The sequence below is a fragment of the Calidithermus chliarophilus DSM 9957 genome, from assembly GCF_000430045.1.
Classification (GTDB): domain Bacteria; phylum Deinococcota; class Deinococci; order Deinococcales; family Thermaceae; genus Calidithermus; species Calidithermus chliarophilus.
This window is the reverse complement of record NZ_KE387027.1, coordinates 567861-582383: the sequence shown is the minus strand read 5'-3', so window position 1 is coordinate 582383 and position 14523 is coordinate 567861. Positions and strand designations below refer to the sequence as shown.

The following is a 14523-nucleotide window of genomic DNA, read 5'->3' as shown; positions in this document are numbered from 1 at the left end:
CTGCAGCAGGCCCGGGGCCTGGCCGGGCCCGGCCTCGACCCCGACCCCGCCCTGGAGGCCCAGGCGAGGCGGGCGGAACAAAGCTTCACCCCCCGCCCGGCCCTGCGGCTGGGGCTGGCCGCGGGGCTGGAGGTGGAGCTCCCGGCCGACGAGCGGCGGGTCCTGGACGAGGGCAGCGCCCTGGCCCTGCGGGGGGCGTACCGCGCCGTGGCCCACAGGCTGGCCCAGGCCTACCGGCAGGGGCTGGGGGCGCGCGAGACCGCCCGGGCCCTGCGCGAGGCCGAGGCGGCCACCGGGATGCCCCTGCTGGAGGCGGTGCTGACCTTCCTGGGGCGTGCCGAAGGCTTGAAGGCCGGCCTGCTGCGGGCCTACCGGGGGGAGGAGCCCCGGCCCGCACCCGCCCAAGCGTCACCCGCCGTGCAGTGCAAGCCACTGAAGCCTCAGGAAGCGGCTGAGTTAGCCGCCGCGCGTGAACAGCTCCAGCGCGTCAACCGCCAGATGGCCCTCGAAATCGCGGGGGTCATGGCCGACGTTGCCGGGATCGTGGACCCCACCCCCATCTCTGACGGCATCAGCGCGGCGATCAGCCTGGCCCGAGGGGACTTCGTCGGCATGGGCCTCTCGCTGGTCTCGATGCTGCCCTACGTGGGGGACGCAGTGGCGAAGAGCGCCAAAGGAGCGCGGGCGCTCGAGCGGCTGAGGAGCCTGGTCTACCAGGCCGAGCAGGCCGTGGGGGTGATCCGCCGCCTCGACCCGGGCAGCGTTAGGCAGGCCGAGGCCACCCTGGCGACCCTAACGGAGAAGGTCAGGAACGTGCTGAAGTACCGCTCGGTCAGGGTCACCGCCGACCACATCAGGCGGCTGGGGGATGACGTGTTGGACGAGATGGAGAAGCTGGGCGGGCACCTGCTGGAGAGGCATGTGGGTAAAACAAAGCAAGATTTGATCCAAAGAGCGAATAGGCAAGATGTGGAAGCGGCTTCCACGTTTGCTAATAAAGCAACCGCTACAAAGGCCGTTCTAGAGAGCTTACGCGGAAATGCGGACGATATTATCAAATGGTTGGAAAGTAAAGGAGGTGCCACCAAAACTCTGGTAATGGAACACGCCTTCGAGGTCGGAATGAGTGTTGATCGGTCAACAAAGCGGGTCAAGACAGGCTTAACCAAATCCAAACTTGTTTTGCAAAGGGCACCAGATACTCCCTTAGGATTTTTCATTATCACTGGTTATCCAACCCTGAGGTAACGAGGTGAAGCATGAATGAAACACATTTCCCTTTCTTCAAGTACTTCCTCGAGGGGTACTTCCATGCTGGTGAAGACTACGAAGACTTAGGCGAGATATGTCAACGGTACGCCTTGTATGAGAACCAGCAGTACCGCAAGGGGCTATTAGGAGAAGCGACTACTTTATTGAAGAGTAAGCAATGGGGCGAGATCGGCACGTTCATTAAAAAGTATGGTGAACGCAACATGTCGCCTGAGCGTATAGAGTCCTTGCTAAGGACACTCATAAAGCACATAGAGGCCGAGATTAGAAAATATGAGGACGTATTTGGTCCAGACTGATCAAAAAGTTGCCTTATGTCTTTGGGTGAAGAGAAGCTTCCCTTTTTCCATACGTTCCTGACCACTTGGTTTAACGAGGAAATGGACTTCTCCGACTTAGAGTTTATTGCCGATGAAATGGCCCATTCCGTTCGCCAACAAACCAAGAAGGATTTCCTCCGGGAGGTTGAGCTGATGCTAGAGGCCCGGGATTGGGAGACAGTGGGCGAGTTCGTCAAAGAGCATGGCCGGCGCAGGCTATCCCCGGAGCGCCTCGAGCAGATGCTTCTCACCATCAAGAAACATCTGGAAATCGGCATTAGGAACCATGAAAACATCTTCGGCCTGGATTGAAAGCCCTGGGTCACCGGCCACAGCCTGGGCGGGGCCCTGGCCCAGACCGTGGCCTGCGAGATGCCGCAGTTTGTGGGGCACGTGGTCACCTTCCAGGCCCCGGGCATCGACGCCAAAACCCTGCAAAAGCTCAAGGACTTCAACGCCAAACAGACCGACCCCGGCCGCCGCATCAGCAGCACCCACGTGCACTACAGCGGCGACCTTGTGGAGCGGGCCGGTGAGGGCTACACCGATGGGGTCATCGAAAGCTACGAGCTCCCCCATAGCCTCATCGGGAAGGGCTTCATCAACGGCATCACCGAGGCCATTAACGACCACATCAGGGCCTCTATCATCTTAGGGATTGGTCTCCTCGAGATCGGCTGGGTCTATAACTGGGTCGCTGAGCGCTTCGGTAAAGAAGCAGCCGCGAACCTGAAGGCTGGGTGTGGACAGTTCCTCGAGTTACTCTGCAACCCAAAGTTCTACCGGACCCTCGTCACGATGCCGGAGGACACCCGCAGGCTCTTCATCCGTACCGGACTGACCACAGCCGCCGAGCACACCACCTTGACTTACACGTCTATTCTGTTGCAGCAGAACCCTGAGTACGGCACCCTCTTCGCCGGAGCCAAAGGCAGTGCCAACCCCGAAGCCCCTGTGGCCTTTGCTGCCAGCGATAACCGCTTCGTGGGCAGCAAACGCACCGACCAGCTAGAAAAGCGCGTGATCGAGCCTTACTGGAAGGAGATCGGTTACCTCATCGGCAAAGCGTTCGACGATTGGAACAAGGCTAACGAGGCCAACCCCAGATACCGGCTGGTGGACACCGGGCGCGAGGAGTTCGTTGAAATATTCGACATCCTTTCGGAGATCGCCAGAAAAGAGCCCAATCAAAAACGGGCAGTCGAAAAGATGCTCGAGGCTGTACAAGGCCATCAGATCCAAACGATCCTCGCACGAATCCTGCCACGAACTCCCAACTATACAAGTGCGGACGTGAATCAAGTTCGTGATCAGTACAAGACTTGGTTTAAAGATCGCCGCCACTTACGTGAGATCTGGCTAGCCTGGCACCAAGATGCACCGGAGGCTCGAGAATGAGGAAGGCACTCCAGAGCCTCGGTCTAATTTTTCTCTTCCTGCTCCCATCTTGTGATCTGTTCACCAGACATGCGTCTGTGTCTCCCAAGGAAACCCCGCCGATGAAAAAGCTAGATGAGCAGCTACTTGAAAGCCATGATCTTCACAAGATCGCAACTTACCTGGCTGCCAACCTGATGGAGCCAGGCGAGTTTAAGGAGATTGACTGTGAAATTCCAAAGGAACCCGAGTTGGTACACCTATGTTATGAGTACATAGGCTCAGGATCAGAGAATCAGGAACGGATCAACATCCTTTGGACTGAAGTGATGAACAGACTTGTGGAACGAGCCAGGGACAAGTTCCTATTGCCCGACCCACCCTATGCTCAACAGGACAATTGGTACACCACAGTCTGGGGTATCCCAACTACTCGTTATACCTTCGGCGTAGTTCTGATGAAGACTCTCAAAGATGATCTTAAAACAGATTTCCTGCAATTGGACATTACCTACTGGGAAGGTTCCAAGTGGGACGTTCTCCACCCTCCCCGCTAACTGCCTCACGGTAAAGGCTCGAGCCCATTCACAACACTCACCACATGCCTTGCCCATCGCAAGTGCTTTACAAGCGGAATATGGAAACATCATCAACAAACCACCCAGCGGCCACCCGCCACACCCACACTTCCCACTTTTTCAGCGGAATCATATGGCTCTTGTTCACGCATGTCGGTTTTTCAGGCCTGGGACTCGACGTGTTGGCTATTCCCTTTATGATGGCCCTATTGCTTCAAGGGCTCTTGGGGTTGAACTTCACCAGCACATTGGGCCTTTCAGCGGTATTCCTGATACCCGTCATTCTGGGGGCTTGCTGCCTTGTCACCGCTACCGTTAACGGCATCAAAGGGATTAGAGGGATACGCCGACAGCAGTCTTTATCTAGCAAAGACGTCACCTGGATGCTGGTTTACGGGGGCCTGTGGCTCGTGGCGGGCGCCAGGGTGCTCGCCACCATTCTCTGACCAGGCCTACTGCTCACGACGTGAGGTGTTCACAGATGAATTTGACGACGGAAACCTCCGCAGAACAGAGCGTGCCGACGCCTGACTGTGCCCATTGCTTCGTCCAGGGGATCAAATGGCTGCTGTATGGCTTTTTGGTGCTGGTCGCGTCGGTCGGTGCCTTCGGAGGAGTCCTCTTCACTCAGCTCCTATCCGGGAGTTCGCTGTCAACCTTCATCATGGGGGGTCTTCTGGTAGGGGTCGTGGCCGGGATGGGCTGTTATGTTGTCGCTACGGGCAAGGGCATTCAGGGCGTCGTGGGGCTTTTGAACAAGAGGTCAGCCTCGAGGCGTGAACTCGTCCTGCTGGTCCTGTTCGCGGTGCTGTGGCTGCTCTTGCCTGGAGGCTTCTGGGCCCACGTTTTCATGCTCGTAATTATGGGCGTTTACTCGTGAACGGAGCCCCAGGGCCCGCCCCTCCATCGTGACCAGCCGCGCTCTGCGGCCCGGGGGGTGGGGGTATAATCCCAACACTCGTTTGTTTGCGAGGTGACAATGGTCACGCTCTCCAGAACCCCTTCCCATCCCCACGAACGCAACCCCGGCACTCCTTTCGACCTTTCCGCGGTCGAGGGGGCGCTGGTCAACCGCAGCGCCATCGAGCGGCGGGCGGCGACCCTTCCCACCCGGCGCACGGTCAAGAAGGAGTGGCAGGCAGCCTGGCTGCTGCACGCCATCACCACCATCGACCTCACCACCCTCTCGGGGGACGACACGCCCGGCACCGTGCGGCGCCTGTGCACCAAGGCCCGCCAGCCCTTGCGGCCGGAGCTGATGCAGGCCCTCGGGATCGCGGGCAGGCCCATCGCCACGGGCGCGGTGTGCGTCTATCACGAGATGGTTCCTACCGCCGTCGAGGCGCTGAAGGGCACGGGCATCCCCGTTGCCGCCGTCTCCACCGGGTTCCCCGCCGGGCTCAACCCCCACGCGCTCAAGCTGAAGGAGATCGAGGCCTCGGTGGCGGCGGGGGCGGCGGAGATCGACATCGTGATCTCGCGCCACCACGTGCTCACCGGCAACTGGAAGGCGCTTTACGACGAGGTGCGCGACTTCCGCGAGGCCTGCGGCCCGGCCCACATGAAGGCCATCCTGGCGGTGGGCGAGCTGGGCACGCTCAAGAACGTGATGCGGGCGAGCATGGTGTGCATGCAGGCCGGCTCGGACTTCATCAAGACCTCGACGGGCAAGGAGAGCGTCAACGCCACGCTGCACAACAGCCTGGTGATGGTGCGGGCCATCCGCGAGTTCTACGAGCAGACCGGCTACAAGGTGGGCTTCAAGCCCGCCGGGGGCATCCGCACCGCCAAGCAGGCGCTCGACTGGCTGATCCTGATGAAGGAGGAGCTGGGCGAGGAGTGGATGCAGCCCCACCTCTTCCGCATCGGCGCGAGCGCCTTGCTCAACGACATCGAGCGGCAGCTCGAGCACTTCGCCTACGGCCGCTACGCCTCCATGCAGTACCAGCCGCTGGGATAAAGCCGCGCATGGCAAAAGAATTCCGGCAGTACGCGATATGCCCTCTGCCCCTGAAGGGGGATTTATGACCGTGACCGAACTCCTCGAGACCCTCCCCTACGGCCCCGCGCCCGAAGCCGCCAAGCCCGCCCTCGAGTGGATCGAGGCGCACAAGGGGCGCTTTGGGCTATTCATCGGCGGGAAGTGGCGCGACCCCTCCACCCAGGAGTGGTTCGCCTCGATCAACCCCGCCAACGCCAAGCCCCTCGCCGAGGTCGCGCAGGGCGGCCCCGAAGACGTGAACGACGCGGTGAAGGCCGCGCGCAAGGCCTTCGCCTCCTGGGGCAAGACCCCCGGCCACGTGCGGGCGCGCTACCTCTACGCCCTGGCCCGGCAGATCCAGAAGCACTCGAGGCTCTTCGCCGTGCTCGAGACCCTCGACAACGGCAAGCCCATCCGCGAGACCCGCGACATCGACATCCCGCTCGTGGCGCGGCACTTCTACTACCACGCGGGCTGGGCGCAGCTCACGGAGAGTGAGCTCTCGGGCTACGAACCGGTGGGCGTGGTGGGCCAGATCATCCCCTGGAACTTCCCGCTCTTGATGCTCGCCTGGAAGATCGCCCCGGCGCTGGCGATGGGCAACACCGTGGTGCTCAAGCCCGCCGAGTTCACCCCGCTCACCGCCTTGCTCTTCGCCGAGATCTGCCAGAACGTGGGCCTGCCGGCGGGCGCGGTCAACATCGTCACCGGCGACGGGCGCACCGGGGCGGCCCTAGTAGAACACGAGGGCGTGGATAAGATCGCCTTCACCGGCTCGACCGAGGTGGGACGCATCATCCGGCGGGCCACGGCGGGCAGCGGCAAGAAGCTCTCGCTCGAGCTCGGCGGCAAGTCGCCCTTCCTCGTCTTCGACGACGCCGACCTCGACAGCGCGGTGGAGGGCGTGGTGGACGCCATCTGGTTCAACCAGGGGCAGGTGTGCTGCGCGGGCAGCCGGCTGCTGGTGCAGGAGGGCGTGGCCGAGAAGCTCTACGGCAAGCTGCGCGCGCGCATGGAGCGGCTGCGGGTGGGCGACCCCCTCGACAAGGCCGTGGACATCGGGGCCATCGTGGCGCCGGTGCAGCTCCAGAAGATCCAGCAGCTCGTGCAGAAGGGCGTGGAGGAAGGCGCCGAGCTGTGGCAACCGAGCTGGGCCGTGCCCGCCGAGGGCTGCTTCTACCCCCCCACCCTCTTCACCAACGTGGCCCCGGCCTCGACCATCGCCCAGGAGGAGATCTTCGGCCCGGTGCTCGCCGCCATGACCTTCCGCACCCCCGAGGAGGCGGTCAAGCTCGCCAACAACACCCGCTACGGGCTGGCCGCGAGCATCTGGAGCGAGGACATCAACCTCGCCCTCGACGTGGCGACGCAGATCAAGGCCGGGACCATCTGGATCAACAGCACCAACCTCTTCGACGCCGCTTCGGGCTTCGGCGGCTACCGCGAGAGCGGCTTCGGGCGCGAGGGGGGCAAGGAAGGGCTGTGGGAGTACGTGAAGAAAGCCGAGAGCCGGTTGCCGATGGCCGATAGCCCGAAAAGCAAGTCGCGGGCCAAGGCGAAAACCGCCGAAGCCATCAGCTATGAGCCCCCGGCCATCAGCGCTCTTCCGCCCATCGACCGCACCGCCAAGCTGTTCATCGGGGGCAAGCAGGCCCGCCCCGACAGCGGTTACAGCAAGGCGGTCTATGGCCCGCAGGGGCAGCTCATCGGTGAGGTGGGGCTGGGCAACCGCAAGGACGTCCGCAACGCGGTGGAGGCGGCTCGAGGGGCCTTTGAGGGCTGGCGCAGGACCACCGGCCACAACAAGGCGCAGATCCTGTACTTCCTGGCGGAGAACCTGGAGGCCCGCGCCTTCGAGTTCGCGCGCCGCCTCGAGCTCCAGACCGGCGCGGACGGCATGGCCGAGGTCGAGGCCGCGATCCAGGCCCTCTTCACCGCTGCCGCCTGGGCCGACAAGTACGACGGCGTGGTGCACAACACCCCCATCCGCAACGTCACCCTGGCGGTGCCCGAACCCATCGGCGTGATGGGCCTGCTCTGCCCCGACGACCAGCCCCTGCTCGCCATCGCCACGCTGGCCGGGGCCGCGCTGGCGATGGGCAACACGCTGGTGGTGGTGCCCTCCCCTGCCCACCCCTTGAGCGCGACCGACCTGTATCAGGTGCTCGAGACCTCCGACGTGCCCGCCGGGACCTTCAACATCGTCACCGGCGAGCGCGACGAGCTCGCCAAGACCCTGGCCGAGCACGACGACGTGGACGTGGTGTGGTACGCCGGGCCCCAGGCGGGCCGGGCCATGGTGGAAAAGGCCAGCGCCGGCAACATGAAGCGCACCTGGACCCTGCCCGAGAGCGGCCCCTTGCCTGGCATGGACGAGATCCTGCGGCAGGCCACGCAGGTCAAGAACATCTGGGTCCCCTACGGGGCATAAAGGTGGCGATTCAGTCGGAGCTGGACCCGATGAGGATAAGGGTATCCTCCTGCTTTTCAATCAGGAAGGCGTAATCCCAGAACACGGGATAAAAGGGGTGCCCATCCTGTAGCGAGAAACGCATGACCTGATCTGCAGTGAGGAGCAGCTCGCGCAGGCTATCGAGTATCGCAGACCTGAGCTGGCTGAATTCCAGGCTGCCGACGAAGGTCAGGTCGGGATGGGAGCCGTAGTCTCCGATGTAGTCAAGGCTCTGCGCTACCTCCACCAGGGCATCCTCAGGGGTCACACTGAGGATCTCACCAAGACGGACGGGACGACCCAATGCCGCCGAAACGGCTTCGGCGATAGGCGTACCGGCTATACCATCAGCCGCTAGAAGCGCGAAGCTCACCGTGTAATTCAGACTGCCACGGTTAAGCCCATCAGCCATCTGCCTCAACAGCCCGTTGAGCCGGTACATCATATTGCCTCGGTAGGACTGCCCATAGGTCTCACACTTTTCCCGCCGCTCGCCCCGGCCATGGTCGACCAAGCTTAACCTCCTGGGGCAAACACGATCAATCCGCAGGCCGGGGAAAATCTAAATTGGTCCTCATTTGGTATATACTTGGTGCGCATGCTTCGCGCCTGGCGACCCTCGGACGAGACGGCCCTCCTCGAGCTCTGGCGGCGGCGCTGGGGCGAGCGCTTCCCCCTGGACAAGGCCCTCTGGGAGCAGCAGACCGCAGGCGACGCGCGGCACTTCCGGGCGGACCTGGCGCGGGTGTTCGAGGAAGGGGGCCGGGTCGTGGGGGCGGTGAGCCTCAAGACGCCGCCCTCGCCGCCCTCCTGGGCCAACCAGAACCCGCACAACGCCTGGATCAGCTTCCTGCTCGTGGAGCCGGGGCGGGAGCAGGACGTGGGGCGGGAGCTGCTCGAGTGCGCCCTCAACACCCTCCGCGCCGAGGGCTTCAGCCGCGTGCAGTACGGCGGCGACCCCAGCCACTTCTTCCCCGGGGTGCCGGTCGAGGATGCAGCGCTGGCCGGACTGCTACAGGCTTATGGCTTCGAGGCGGCGGGCCTCGAGCAGGACTTCATCCGCGACCTGGCCGACTACGCGTTGCCCACCGCCGCGCGGGAGGCGCTCGAGGCGAGCGGGTTCAGGATCGGCCCCTGCCGGCCGGAGCAGGTACCCGGCCTGCTGGGCTTCCTCGAGGCCACCTTCCCGGGGCGCTGGCTCTACGAGACCGAGCAACGCCTGAAGGTCGAGCCCAGCCCGGCTGACGTGCTGGTGCTGGGGGGCGAGGGGCAGGTCTGGGGGTTCGCCCACGTGTACCACCGGGGCTCGAGGCGCATCGGGCCGGGAATTTACTGGCGGGAAGCGCTGGGGACAACCTACGGCGGCCTCGGCCCCATCGGGGTTTCCAGGGCCTTGCGGGGGAAGGGGCTGGGCTTCGCGCTGCTGTGCTACGGGGTGCAGCACCTCAAGGAGCTGGGCGTGGGGCGCATGGTGATCGACTGGACCACCCTGGCTGACTTCTACGGCAAGATCGGCTTCGTGCCCTGGCGCGGCTACCGCCCGCACAGCCGCGGGCTATGAGCCTGTACCGCGTGGGGGTGGACGCCGGGGGGACCGCGGTCCGGGCGGTGCTGGCGCGGAGGGGGCCGGAGGGCCTCGAGGCGCTGGGCAAGGGTGCGGCGGGGAGCGCCAACCCGCGGCAGGTGGGCCTCGAGGCCGCCCACCGCGAGCTGCGGGCCGCCATCGAGGCCGCCTTCCGGGAGGCCGGGCTCGAGCCCGGCCTGGCGGGCTGCGCGGTCCACGCCGGGGTGGCGGGGCTGGCAACGCCCGAGGACGTGCGGGCCTTCGAGGGCTTTCCCCACCCCTACGCGCGGCTCGAGGCCCAGAGCGACGCCGCCCTGACGCTGGGCGCCTACTTCGCCGGGGAGCCGGGGGTGCTGCTGGTCGTGGGCACCGGCTGCGTCGCTTTGGCCCGGGGGCCGGACGGGCGGCTGTGCCGCCGCATGGGCTGGGGCTTCCCGCTCGAGCAGGGCGGGGGAAGCTGGCTGGGGCTCGAGGCGCTGCGGCTGGCCCTGGCCGACTGGGAGGACGCGCAGCCGAGCCCGCTGGCCGAGAAGGCCCGGGAGCGCTTCTCGAGCGTGCGCGAGGCCATCGAGTGGGCGCGGGGGCAGGGCGCGGGCGGCTACGGGCAGTTCGCGCCCTGGGCCTTCGAGGCCGCGGAGGACCCCCGCGCCGCCGCGCTGCTGCGTGAATGGCACGCACTGGGCTCCCGGCTCGTGCGTGAGCTCCAGGCCGAGAGCGGGGCCGGGAGTGCCGGGGTCTGGGGCGGGCTGAGCGAACGGTTCCTGGAGCTCGGGCGGCCCGAGGGCTACCGGCCGCCCAGGAGGGGGCCGCTCGAGCAGGCCCTGTTGCTGGCCGACCGTTTAGCTTCGGGGGTAGAGCCAGGCACCCGATAGCCGCTCCTGGGCGTAGCGCCGGGCCTCGAGCTCCCAGGCGTGGCAGCGCTCCTGGGCGTTCTCCGGCACGAACAGCTCGGGCTCGAAAGGGACTCCCAACAGCTTCTGCAACCAGTCGGGGTTGAGCTCGACCCCCTGCTCGGCCAGGGCGCCCACCAGGGCGATCCCGACGGGGAGGGCGCGGGCGAGGGGCTCGAGGACGTGGATTTGCACCCCCGCGCAGGGCTGCCCGGCGTGCTTGGAGAAGGCGGGGGTGAAGTAGGCGGGGCGGAAGCGCACCGGGCCGAGGTCGAGGCCGTTGAGCCGCCGGGCCAGCGCCACCGCGTCGAGCTCGGGGGCGCCGACGAGGCGGAAGGGCAGGGCCGTGCCGCGCCCCTCCGAGGCCGTGCTGCCCTCGACCAGGCAGGTGCCCACGTAGAGGCGGGCGGTCTCGAGATCGGGGAGGTTGGGCGAGGGGGGAACCCAGGGCAGGCCCCCGTAGCCGAAGGGCTCGAGCGGGTCGCAGGGGATCACGTGGGCCTCCGGGCTCACCAGGCGGGCGCACTCCCCGAGGGTCAGGCCGTGGCGCAGGGGGACCTCGAGCGCCCCCACGAAGGAGCGGAAGCGCGGCTCGAGCACGGGGCCCTCCACCAGGGAGCCCAGGGGGTTGGGCCGGTCGAGCACCACCACCCGGGTCCCGGTCCGCCGGGCGGCCTCGAGCACCTGCACCAGCGTGGAAACGTAGGTGTAGAACCGCACCCCCACGTCCTGCAGGTCCACGAGCAGGGTGTCCACCTGGGCGACGAGCCCTTCGATCTCGGGGGCTTTCTTGTGGTAGAGGCTGTGGGCCGGAAGGCCGGTCTGCCTATCGGTCGCGGCCTCGGGCGCCTCCCCGGCCTGCCCGGAGCCGTCGATGCCGTGCTCGGGGCCATAGAGGCGCTCGAGCCGCACCCCCGCCCGCAGGAGCGCCACCGCCGAGGGGGTGAGGTCGCGGGTCACGCCCGCCGGGTGGGTCAGCAGGCCCAGCCTGCCGGGGCGGGGCAGCAGGCTGGGGTCGGAGCACAGGCGCTCGAGTCCGGTCATAAGGTTGGTCGGTAGCTGATGGCTGATGGCTAAAAACGAGAACGGCTATTGGCTATCAGCTATTCGTCTATGGGCAGCTATTTCTCGAACGTCGTGTAGTTGCTCTGCAGGATGCGGTTGTCCTTGGCGAAGAAGTTGCCCAGCCGGGCGTGGGCGGCGGCCACCGCGTCGGGCTTGACGATCATGATGACGGGGAGGTTCTGGGCGAACAGCAGTTGCCAGCGGTCGTAGAGGCGCTTGCGCTCGGACTGGTCGCCGAGCTGTTCGGCCTGGCGGAAGATCTCCCAGATGTTCTTCTCCCAGCCCAGCATCTCGCCGAACCTGGGCTCTTCCCCGCTCTTCTCCGGCCACACCGAGCGGTGCCAGTAGTTGAGCTGGCCGCCGGGCTGCCAGATGTCCTTGCGCAGTTGGGGGTCGGGCTGGTCGCCGAAGGCCACGATGATGCTCTCGAAATTGCCGCTGGTGGCGGTGGGGAGCACGGTGCTCTGCTGGATGCCCTGCAGGTTGAGCTTGACCCCGACCTGGCGCAGGTCGTTTTGCAGGATGGCGGCGATGGCCGAGATGGGGATGGAGTCGGAGGCGTAGGTGAGGCTGAACTCGAGCGGCCTCCCGCTGGGCAGGCGCCGCACCCCGTCGGGGCCGCGCTTGAGGCCGAGGCTCTCGAGCAGGCCCGACGCCGACTGGAGGTCGTACTTGCCGAGGTAGGAGCGGGTGTCGTAGTACCAGAAAGTGCCCGGGGCCACCCCGTGGCCGGGCAGGCTGGCGAGGCCGTTGTACACGTCGTCGATGACGCGCTGGCGGTTGAGGGCGGCCTGCATGGCCTTGCGGAAGGTGAGGTTGCGGAAAAGCTCGGCGAGCTCGGGGTTCTTGGCGTCGAAGTTGAAGCCCCAGTGCGGCGGGGAGGTGAAGATGGTCACGCCCTTGAGCACCCGGATCTTGGCCCCGGCCACCTCCTGGCGCTTGAGGTCGGGGAACTGCGCGCCGGTGATGGGCACCGAGTCGAGGTTGCCGGCCTGGAACTGCGCGACCTGCAGGTTGGAGTCGCGGATGACGAGGTACTCGAGGCGGTCGAAGTAGGGCAGCGGGTTGCCCTGGGGGTCGCGCCGCCAGGAGTTGGGGTTCCTGACCAGCGTGACCTTCTGGTCCACGGTGTAGCTGTGGATCATGAAGGGCCCGGTGCCCACGATCTCCTTGGGGTCGGTGTTGGTCGCCCAGGCCCTCGAGAAGCCCTGCGCGTCCTGCAAGGGCTTGAACTGCGCGAGCTTGTGGCGCGGCAGGATGGGCGAGAAGGTCAGGGCCTGGAGCACCGCGCCGTAGGGCTTGGCGGAGATGACCCGGAAGGTCAGGTCGTCGACCTTCTCGAACTTGAGCGGCGCGCCCGCCACGGTGAGGGTGGCGGCCTGGTTGCCGCGCAGGTTGGGGTTGAGCGCGACCTCGGTGAAGGTGAAGAGCACGTCGTCGGCGGTGAAGGGGGTGCCGTCCGACCACTTGACCCCCCGCCGCAGCTTCACCGTGACCGTGCGGGCGTCGCGGGAGAAGGACCAGGACTCGGCCAGCACGCCGCTGAGCTCGAAGGTCAGCGGGTCGAGCTGCATCAACCGGTCGAGCACGTTGTTGAGCACGGTGTAGGCGAAATTGTCGATGACCGAGAAGTAGTTGAAGCTCTGCGGGCTGGCCCCCAGCGGCAGCGTGAGCGTGCCCCCGCGCTTGCCGATCTCCTGGAACAGCGACAGCGGGACGTTGGCCTGCCCCTGCTGGGCCATCGCCTTAGCGAGGAGTTGGGGAGCCAACACCCCTGCCCCCAGCGCCAGTGCCGACTTGGACAAGAAACTTCTGCGGTTCATGCTTACCTCCAAGGGCGTACACCCTACTTTTTTCGCGCTTTTGGCTACGGGCTACCGGCCATCGACAGCTCAGTCCACGCTCCGCACGTCCGCCGCGTCGCGCAGCGCGTCGCCGAAGAAGTTGTAGGCCAGCACGGCCACGAAGATCAGGATCCCGGGCGTGAGCAGCCAGGGGTAGAGGTTGAGCGACTGGAAGTTCTGCGCGTCCTTCAGCAGCAGGCCCCAGCTCGCCATCGGTTCCTTGATGCCCAGCCCCAAGAACGACAGCGCCGACTCGCCGATGATGTAGCCCGGCAGCGCCAGGGTGGCCGTGACGATGAGGTAGGAGGTGAGGTTGGGGGTGATGTGCCGCAGGATGATGCGCAGGTCGGAGGCCCCGATGGCCCTGGCCGCTGTCACGTAGTCGAGGTCGCGCGCGCCGAGCACCTGCCCGCGCACCACCCGCGCCAGCCCCGCCCAGCCGATGAAGGAGAGCACCGCGATGATGCCCAGGTACACGTAGGTGCTGGGCCAGGAGGCGGGGATGACGGTAGAGAGCGCCATCAGGATGGGCAGGCGGGGGATCGAGAGCAGCACCTCGGTGACGCGCTGGATCACGGTGTCCACCCAGCCGCCGAAGTAGCCCGAGATGCCGCCCAGCAGGATGCCGATGGCGAAGGAGATCAGCACCCCGATCACGCCCACGGTGAGCGAGACCTGCGAGCCGACGAGGATCCTCGAGAACAGGTCCCGCCCGAACTGGTCGCTGCCCAGCGGGAAGAAATACCCTTCGGAATAGGGCACGCCGAAGAGGTGCAGGTCGGTCTTGAGGCCTAAAAAGCTGTAGGGCTCGCCCTGCCGGATGAAAAAGCGGATGGGCGTGGGGCGGGTCTTATCCTCGACGAAGGTGTTGATGAAGGTGACGGGGTCGCGCTCCTTCTTCATCGGATAGACGAAGGGGCGCATGAGCCGTCCCTCGTGGACGATCCGCACCCGCTGCGGCGGCTGGTACACGGCGTCGGGGTGCTGGGTGGTGAGGTTGTAGGGGGCCAGGAAGCCGGCGAAGAGGGCCGTCAGGTACAGCACCGCCAGCACCCACAGGCTCACCACGCCCGGCTTGTTCTTGAGGAAGCGCCGCCAGGCTAGGTAGAGCGGGCTGTTGCGGTCGAAGCGGGGCTTGCGGAGGGCCGGGGCGCTCACCTGGGCACCTCCCACGTCACTC

General features: G+C 65.6%; 15 protein-coding genes. 11 read left to right on the top strand and 4 right to left on the bottom strand.

The genetic code is table 11. From position 1 onward, the window contains the following. From MEICH_RS27460 to MEICH_RS0119790, 9 genes are all read left to right on the top strand, one after another. Nucleotides 1-1248: RNase A-like domain-containing protein (locus MEICH_RS27460; protein ID WP_051304374.1), on the top strand; the 1248-nt coding region annotated here is incomplete at its 5' end. 11 nt (nucleotides 1249-1259) lie between these two features. Beyond that, nucleotides 1260-1571 (top strand): contact-dependent growth inhibition system immunity protein, encoded by a 312-nt coding sequence (locus MEICH_RS28975; RefSeq protein WP_157202927.1) that lies wholly within the window; start codon nucleotides 1260-1262, stop codon nucleotides 1569-1571. Between the two features lie 15 nt (nucleotides 1572-1586). After that, a complete protein-coding gene (locus MEICH_RS0119815) occupies nucleotides 1587-1904 on the top strand; it encodes a hypothetical protein (protein WP_027894038.1) in 318 nt (105 codons plus the stop codon). Between the two features lie 81 nt (nucleotides 1905-1985). Then, nucleotides 1986-2990, top strand: coding sequence for a hypothetical protein (locus tag MEICH_RS0119810; RefSeq protein WP_157202926.1), 1005 nt, complete (start codon nucleotides 1986-1988; stop codon nucleotides 2988-2990). Then, nucleotides 2987-3526, top strand: a complete 540-nt coding sequence (locus MEICH_RS28970; protein WP_157202925.1) for a hypothetical protein — start codon at nucleotides 2987-2989, stop codon at nucleotides 3524-3526. Before MEICH_RS0119810 ends, MEICH_RS28970 begins: the two co-directional genes overlap by 4 nt. An 80-nt stretch (nucleotides 3527-3606) precedes the next feature. After that, entirely contained in the window at nucleotides 3607-3993 is a 387-nt protein-coding gene (locus tag MEICH_RS0119805) for a hypothetical protein (protein ID WP_157202924.1), read from the top strand. Between the two features lie 35 nt (nucleotides 3994-4028). Beyond that, nucleotides 4029-4427 carry a hypothetical protein gene (locus MEICH_RS0119800; RefSeq protein WP_027894035.1) on the top strand — a complete coding sequence of 133 codons (399 nt, stop codon included), beginning with the start codon at nucleotides 4029-4031 and terminating at the stop codon, nucleotides 4425-4427. Nucleotides 4428-4526: 99 nt separating this feature from the next. Beyond that, nucleotides 4527-5507, top strand: a complete 981-nt coding sequence (deoC, locus tag MEICH_RS0119795) for a deoxyribose-phosphate aldolase (protein ID WP_027894034.1) — start codon at nucleotides 4527-4529, stop codon at nucleotides 5505-5507. A 64-nt stretch (nucleotides 5508-5571) separates the two neighbouring features. After that, nucleotides 5572-7959, top strand: coding sequence for an aldehyde dehydrogenase family protein (locus MEICH_RS0119790; protein WP_027894033.1), 2388 nt, complete (start codon nucleotides 5572-5574; stop codon nucleotides 7957-7959). Between the two features lie 10 nt (nucleotides 7960-7969). Here the strand turns inward: MEICH_RS0119790 and MEICH_RS0119785 are convergent, their stop codons facing one another. After that, nucleotides 7970-8494, bottom strand: coding sequence for a hypothetical protein (locus MEICH_RS0119785; protein WP_157202923.1), 525 nt, complete (start codon nucleotides 8492-8494; stop codon nucleotides 7970-7972). A gap of 84 nt (nucleotides 8495-8578) precedes the next feature. Here MEICH_RS0119785 and MEICH_RS0119780 point away from each other — a divergent pair, with 84 nt between their 5' ends. Continuing rightward, complete coding sequence (locus MEICH_RS0119780) at nucleotides 8579-9541, top strand: GNAT family N-acetyltransferase (RefSeq protein ID WP_027894031.1); 963 nt, start codon at nucleotides 8579-8581, stop codon at nucleotides 9539-9541. Then, nucleotides 9538-10416, top strand: a complete 879-nt coding sequence (locus MEICH_RS0119775; RefSeq protein ID WP_027894030.1) for a glucosamine kinase nucleotide-binding domain-containing protein — start codon at nucleotides 9538-9540, stop codon at nucleotides 10414-10416. The genes MEICH_RS0119780 and MEICH_RS0119775 overlap by 4 nt, the downstream gene beginning before the upstream one ends. Here MEICH_RS0119775 and MEICH_RS0119770 read toward each other — a convergent pair. The 3 genes from MEICH_RS0119770 to MEICH_RS0119760 form a co-directional block, all read right to left on the bottom strand. Further along, nucleotides 10384-11478, bottom strand: a complete 1095-nt coding sequence (locus MEICH_RS0119770) for an exo-beta-N-acetylmuramidase NamZ family protein (protein WP_174422458.1) — start codon at nucleotides 11476-11478, stop codon at nucleotides 10384-10386. The genes MEICH_RS0119775 and MEICH_RS0119770 overlap by 33 nt on opposite strands. Nucleotides 11479-11555: 77 nt before the next feature. Then, nucleotides 11556-13322, bottom strand: a complete 1767-nt coding sequence (locus MEICH_RS0119765) for an ABC transporter substrate-binding protein (protein WP_036219757.1) — start codon at nucleotides 13320-13322, stop codon at nucleotides 11556-11558. Nucleotides 13323-13391: 69 nt separating this feature from the next. Next, nucleotides 13392-14501, bottom strand: coding sequence for an ABC transporter permease (locus MEICH_RS0119760; protein WP_027894027.1), 1110 nt, complete (start codon nucleotides 14499-14501; stop codon nucleotides 13392-13394). Between the last annotated feature and the right edge of the window lie 22 nt (nucleotides 14502-14523).

Coding starts and splice junctions, on each gene's coding strand:
- MEICH_RS0119780 (WP_027894031.1), top strand. CDS start 8,579: ATGCTTCGCGCCTGGCGACCCTCGGACGAGACGGCCCTCCTCGAGCTC.
- MEICH_RS28970 (WP_157202925.1), top strand. CDS start 2,987: ATGAGGAAGGCACTCCAGAGCCTCGGTCTAATTTTTCTCTTCCTGCTC.
- MEICH_RS0119790 (WP_027894033.1), top strand. CDS start 5,572: ATGACCGTGACCGAACTCCTCGAGACCCTCCCCTACGGCCCCGCGCCC.
- MEICH_RS0119800 (WP_027894035.1), top strand. CDS start 4,029: ATGAATTTGACGACGGAAACCTCCGCAGAACAGAGCGTGCCGACGCCT.
- MEICH_RS0119815 (WP_027894038.1), top strand. CDS start 1,587: ATGTCTTTGGGTGAAGAGAAGCTTCCCTTTTTCCATACGTTCCTGACC.
- MEICH_RS0119805 (WP_157202924.1), top strand. CDS start 3,607: ATGGAAACATCATCAACAAACCACCCAGCGGCCACCCGCCACACCCAC.
- MEICH_RS0119770 (WP_174422458.1), bottom strand. CDS start 11,478: ATGACCGGACTCGAGCGCCTGTGCTCCGACCCCAGCCTGCTGCCCCGC.
- MEICH_RS0119765 (WP_036219757.1), bottom strand. CDS start 13,322: ATGAACCGCAGAAGTTTCTTGTCCAAGTCGGCACTGGCGCTGGGGGCA.
- MEICH_RS0119775 (WP_027894030.1), top strand. CDS start 9,538: ATGAGCCTGTACCGCGTGGGGGTGGACGCCGGGGGGACCGCGGTCCGG.
- deoC (WP_027894034.1), top strand. CDS start 4,527: ATGGTCACGCTCTCCAGAACCCCTTCCCATCCCCACGAACGCAACCCC.
- MEICH_RS28975 (WP_157202927.1), top strand. CDS start 1,260: ATGAATGAAACACATTTCCCTTTCTTCAAGTACTTCCTCGAGGGGTAC.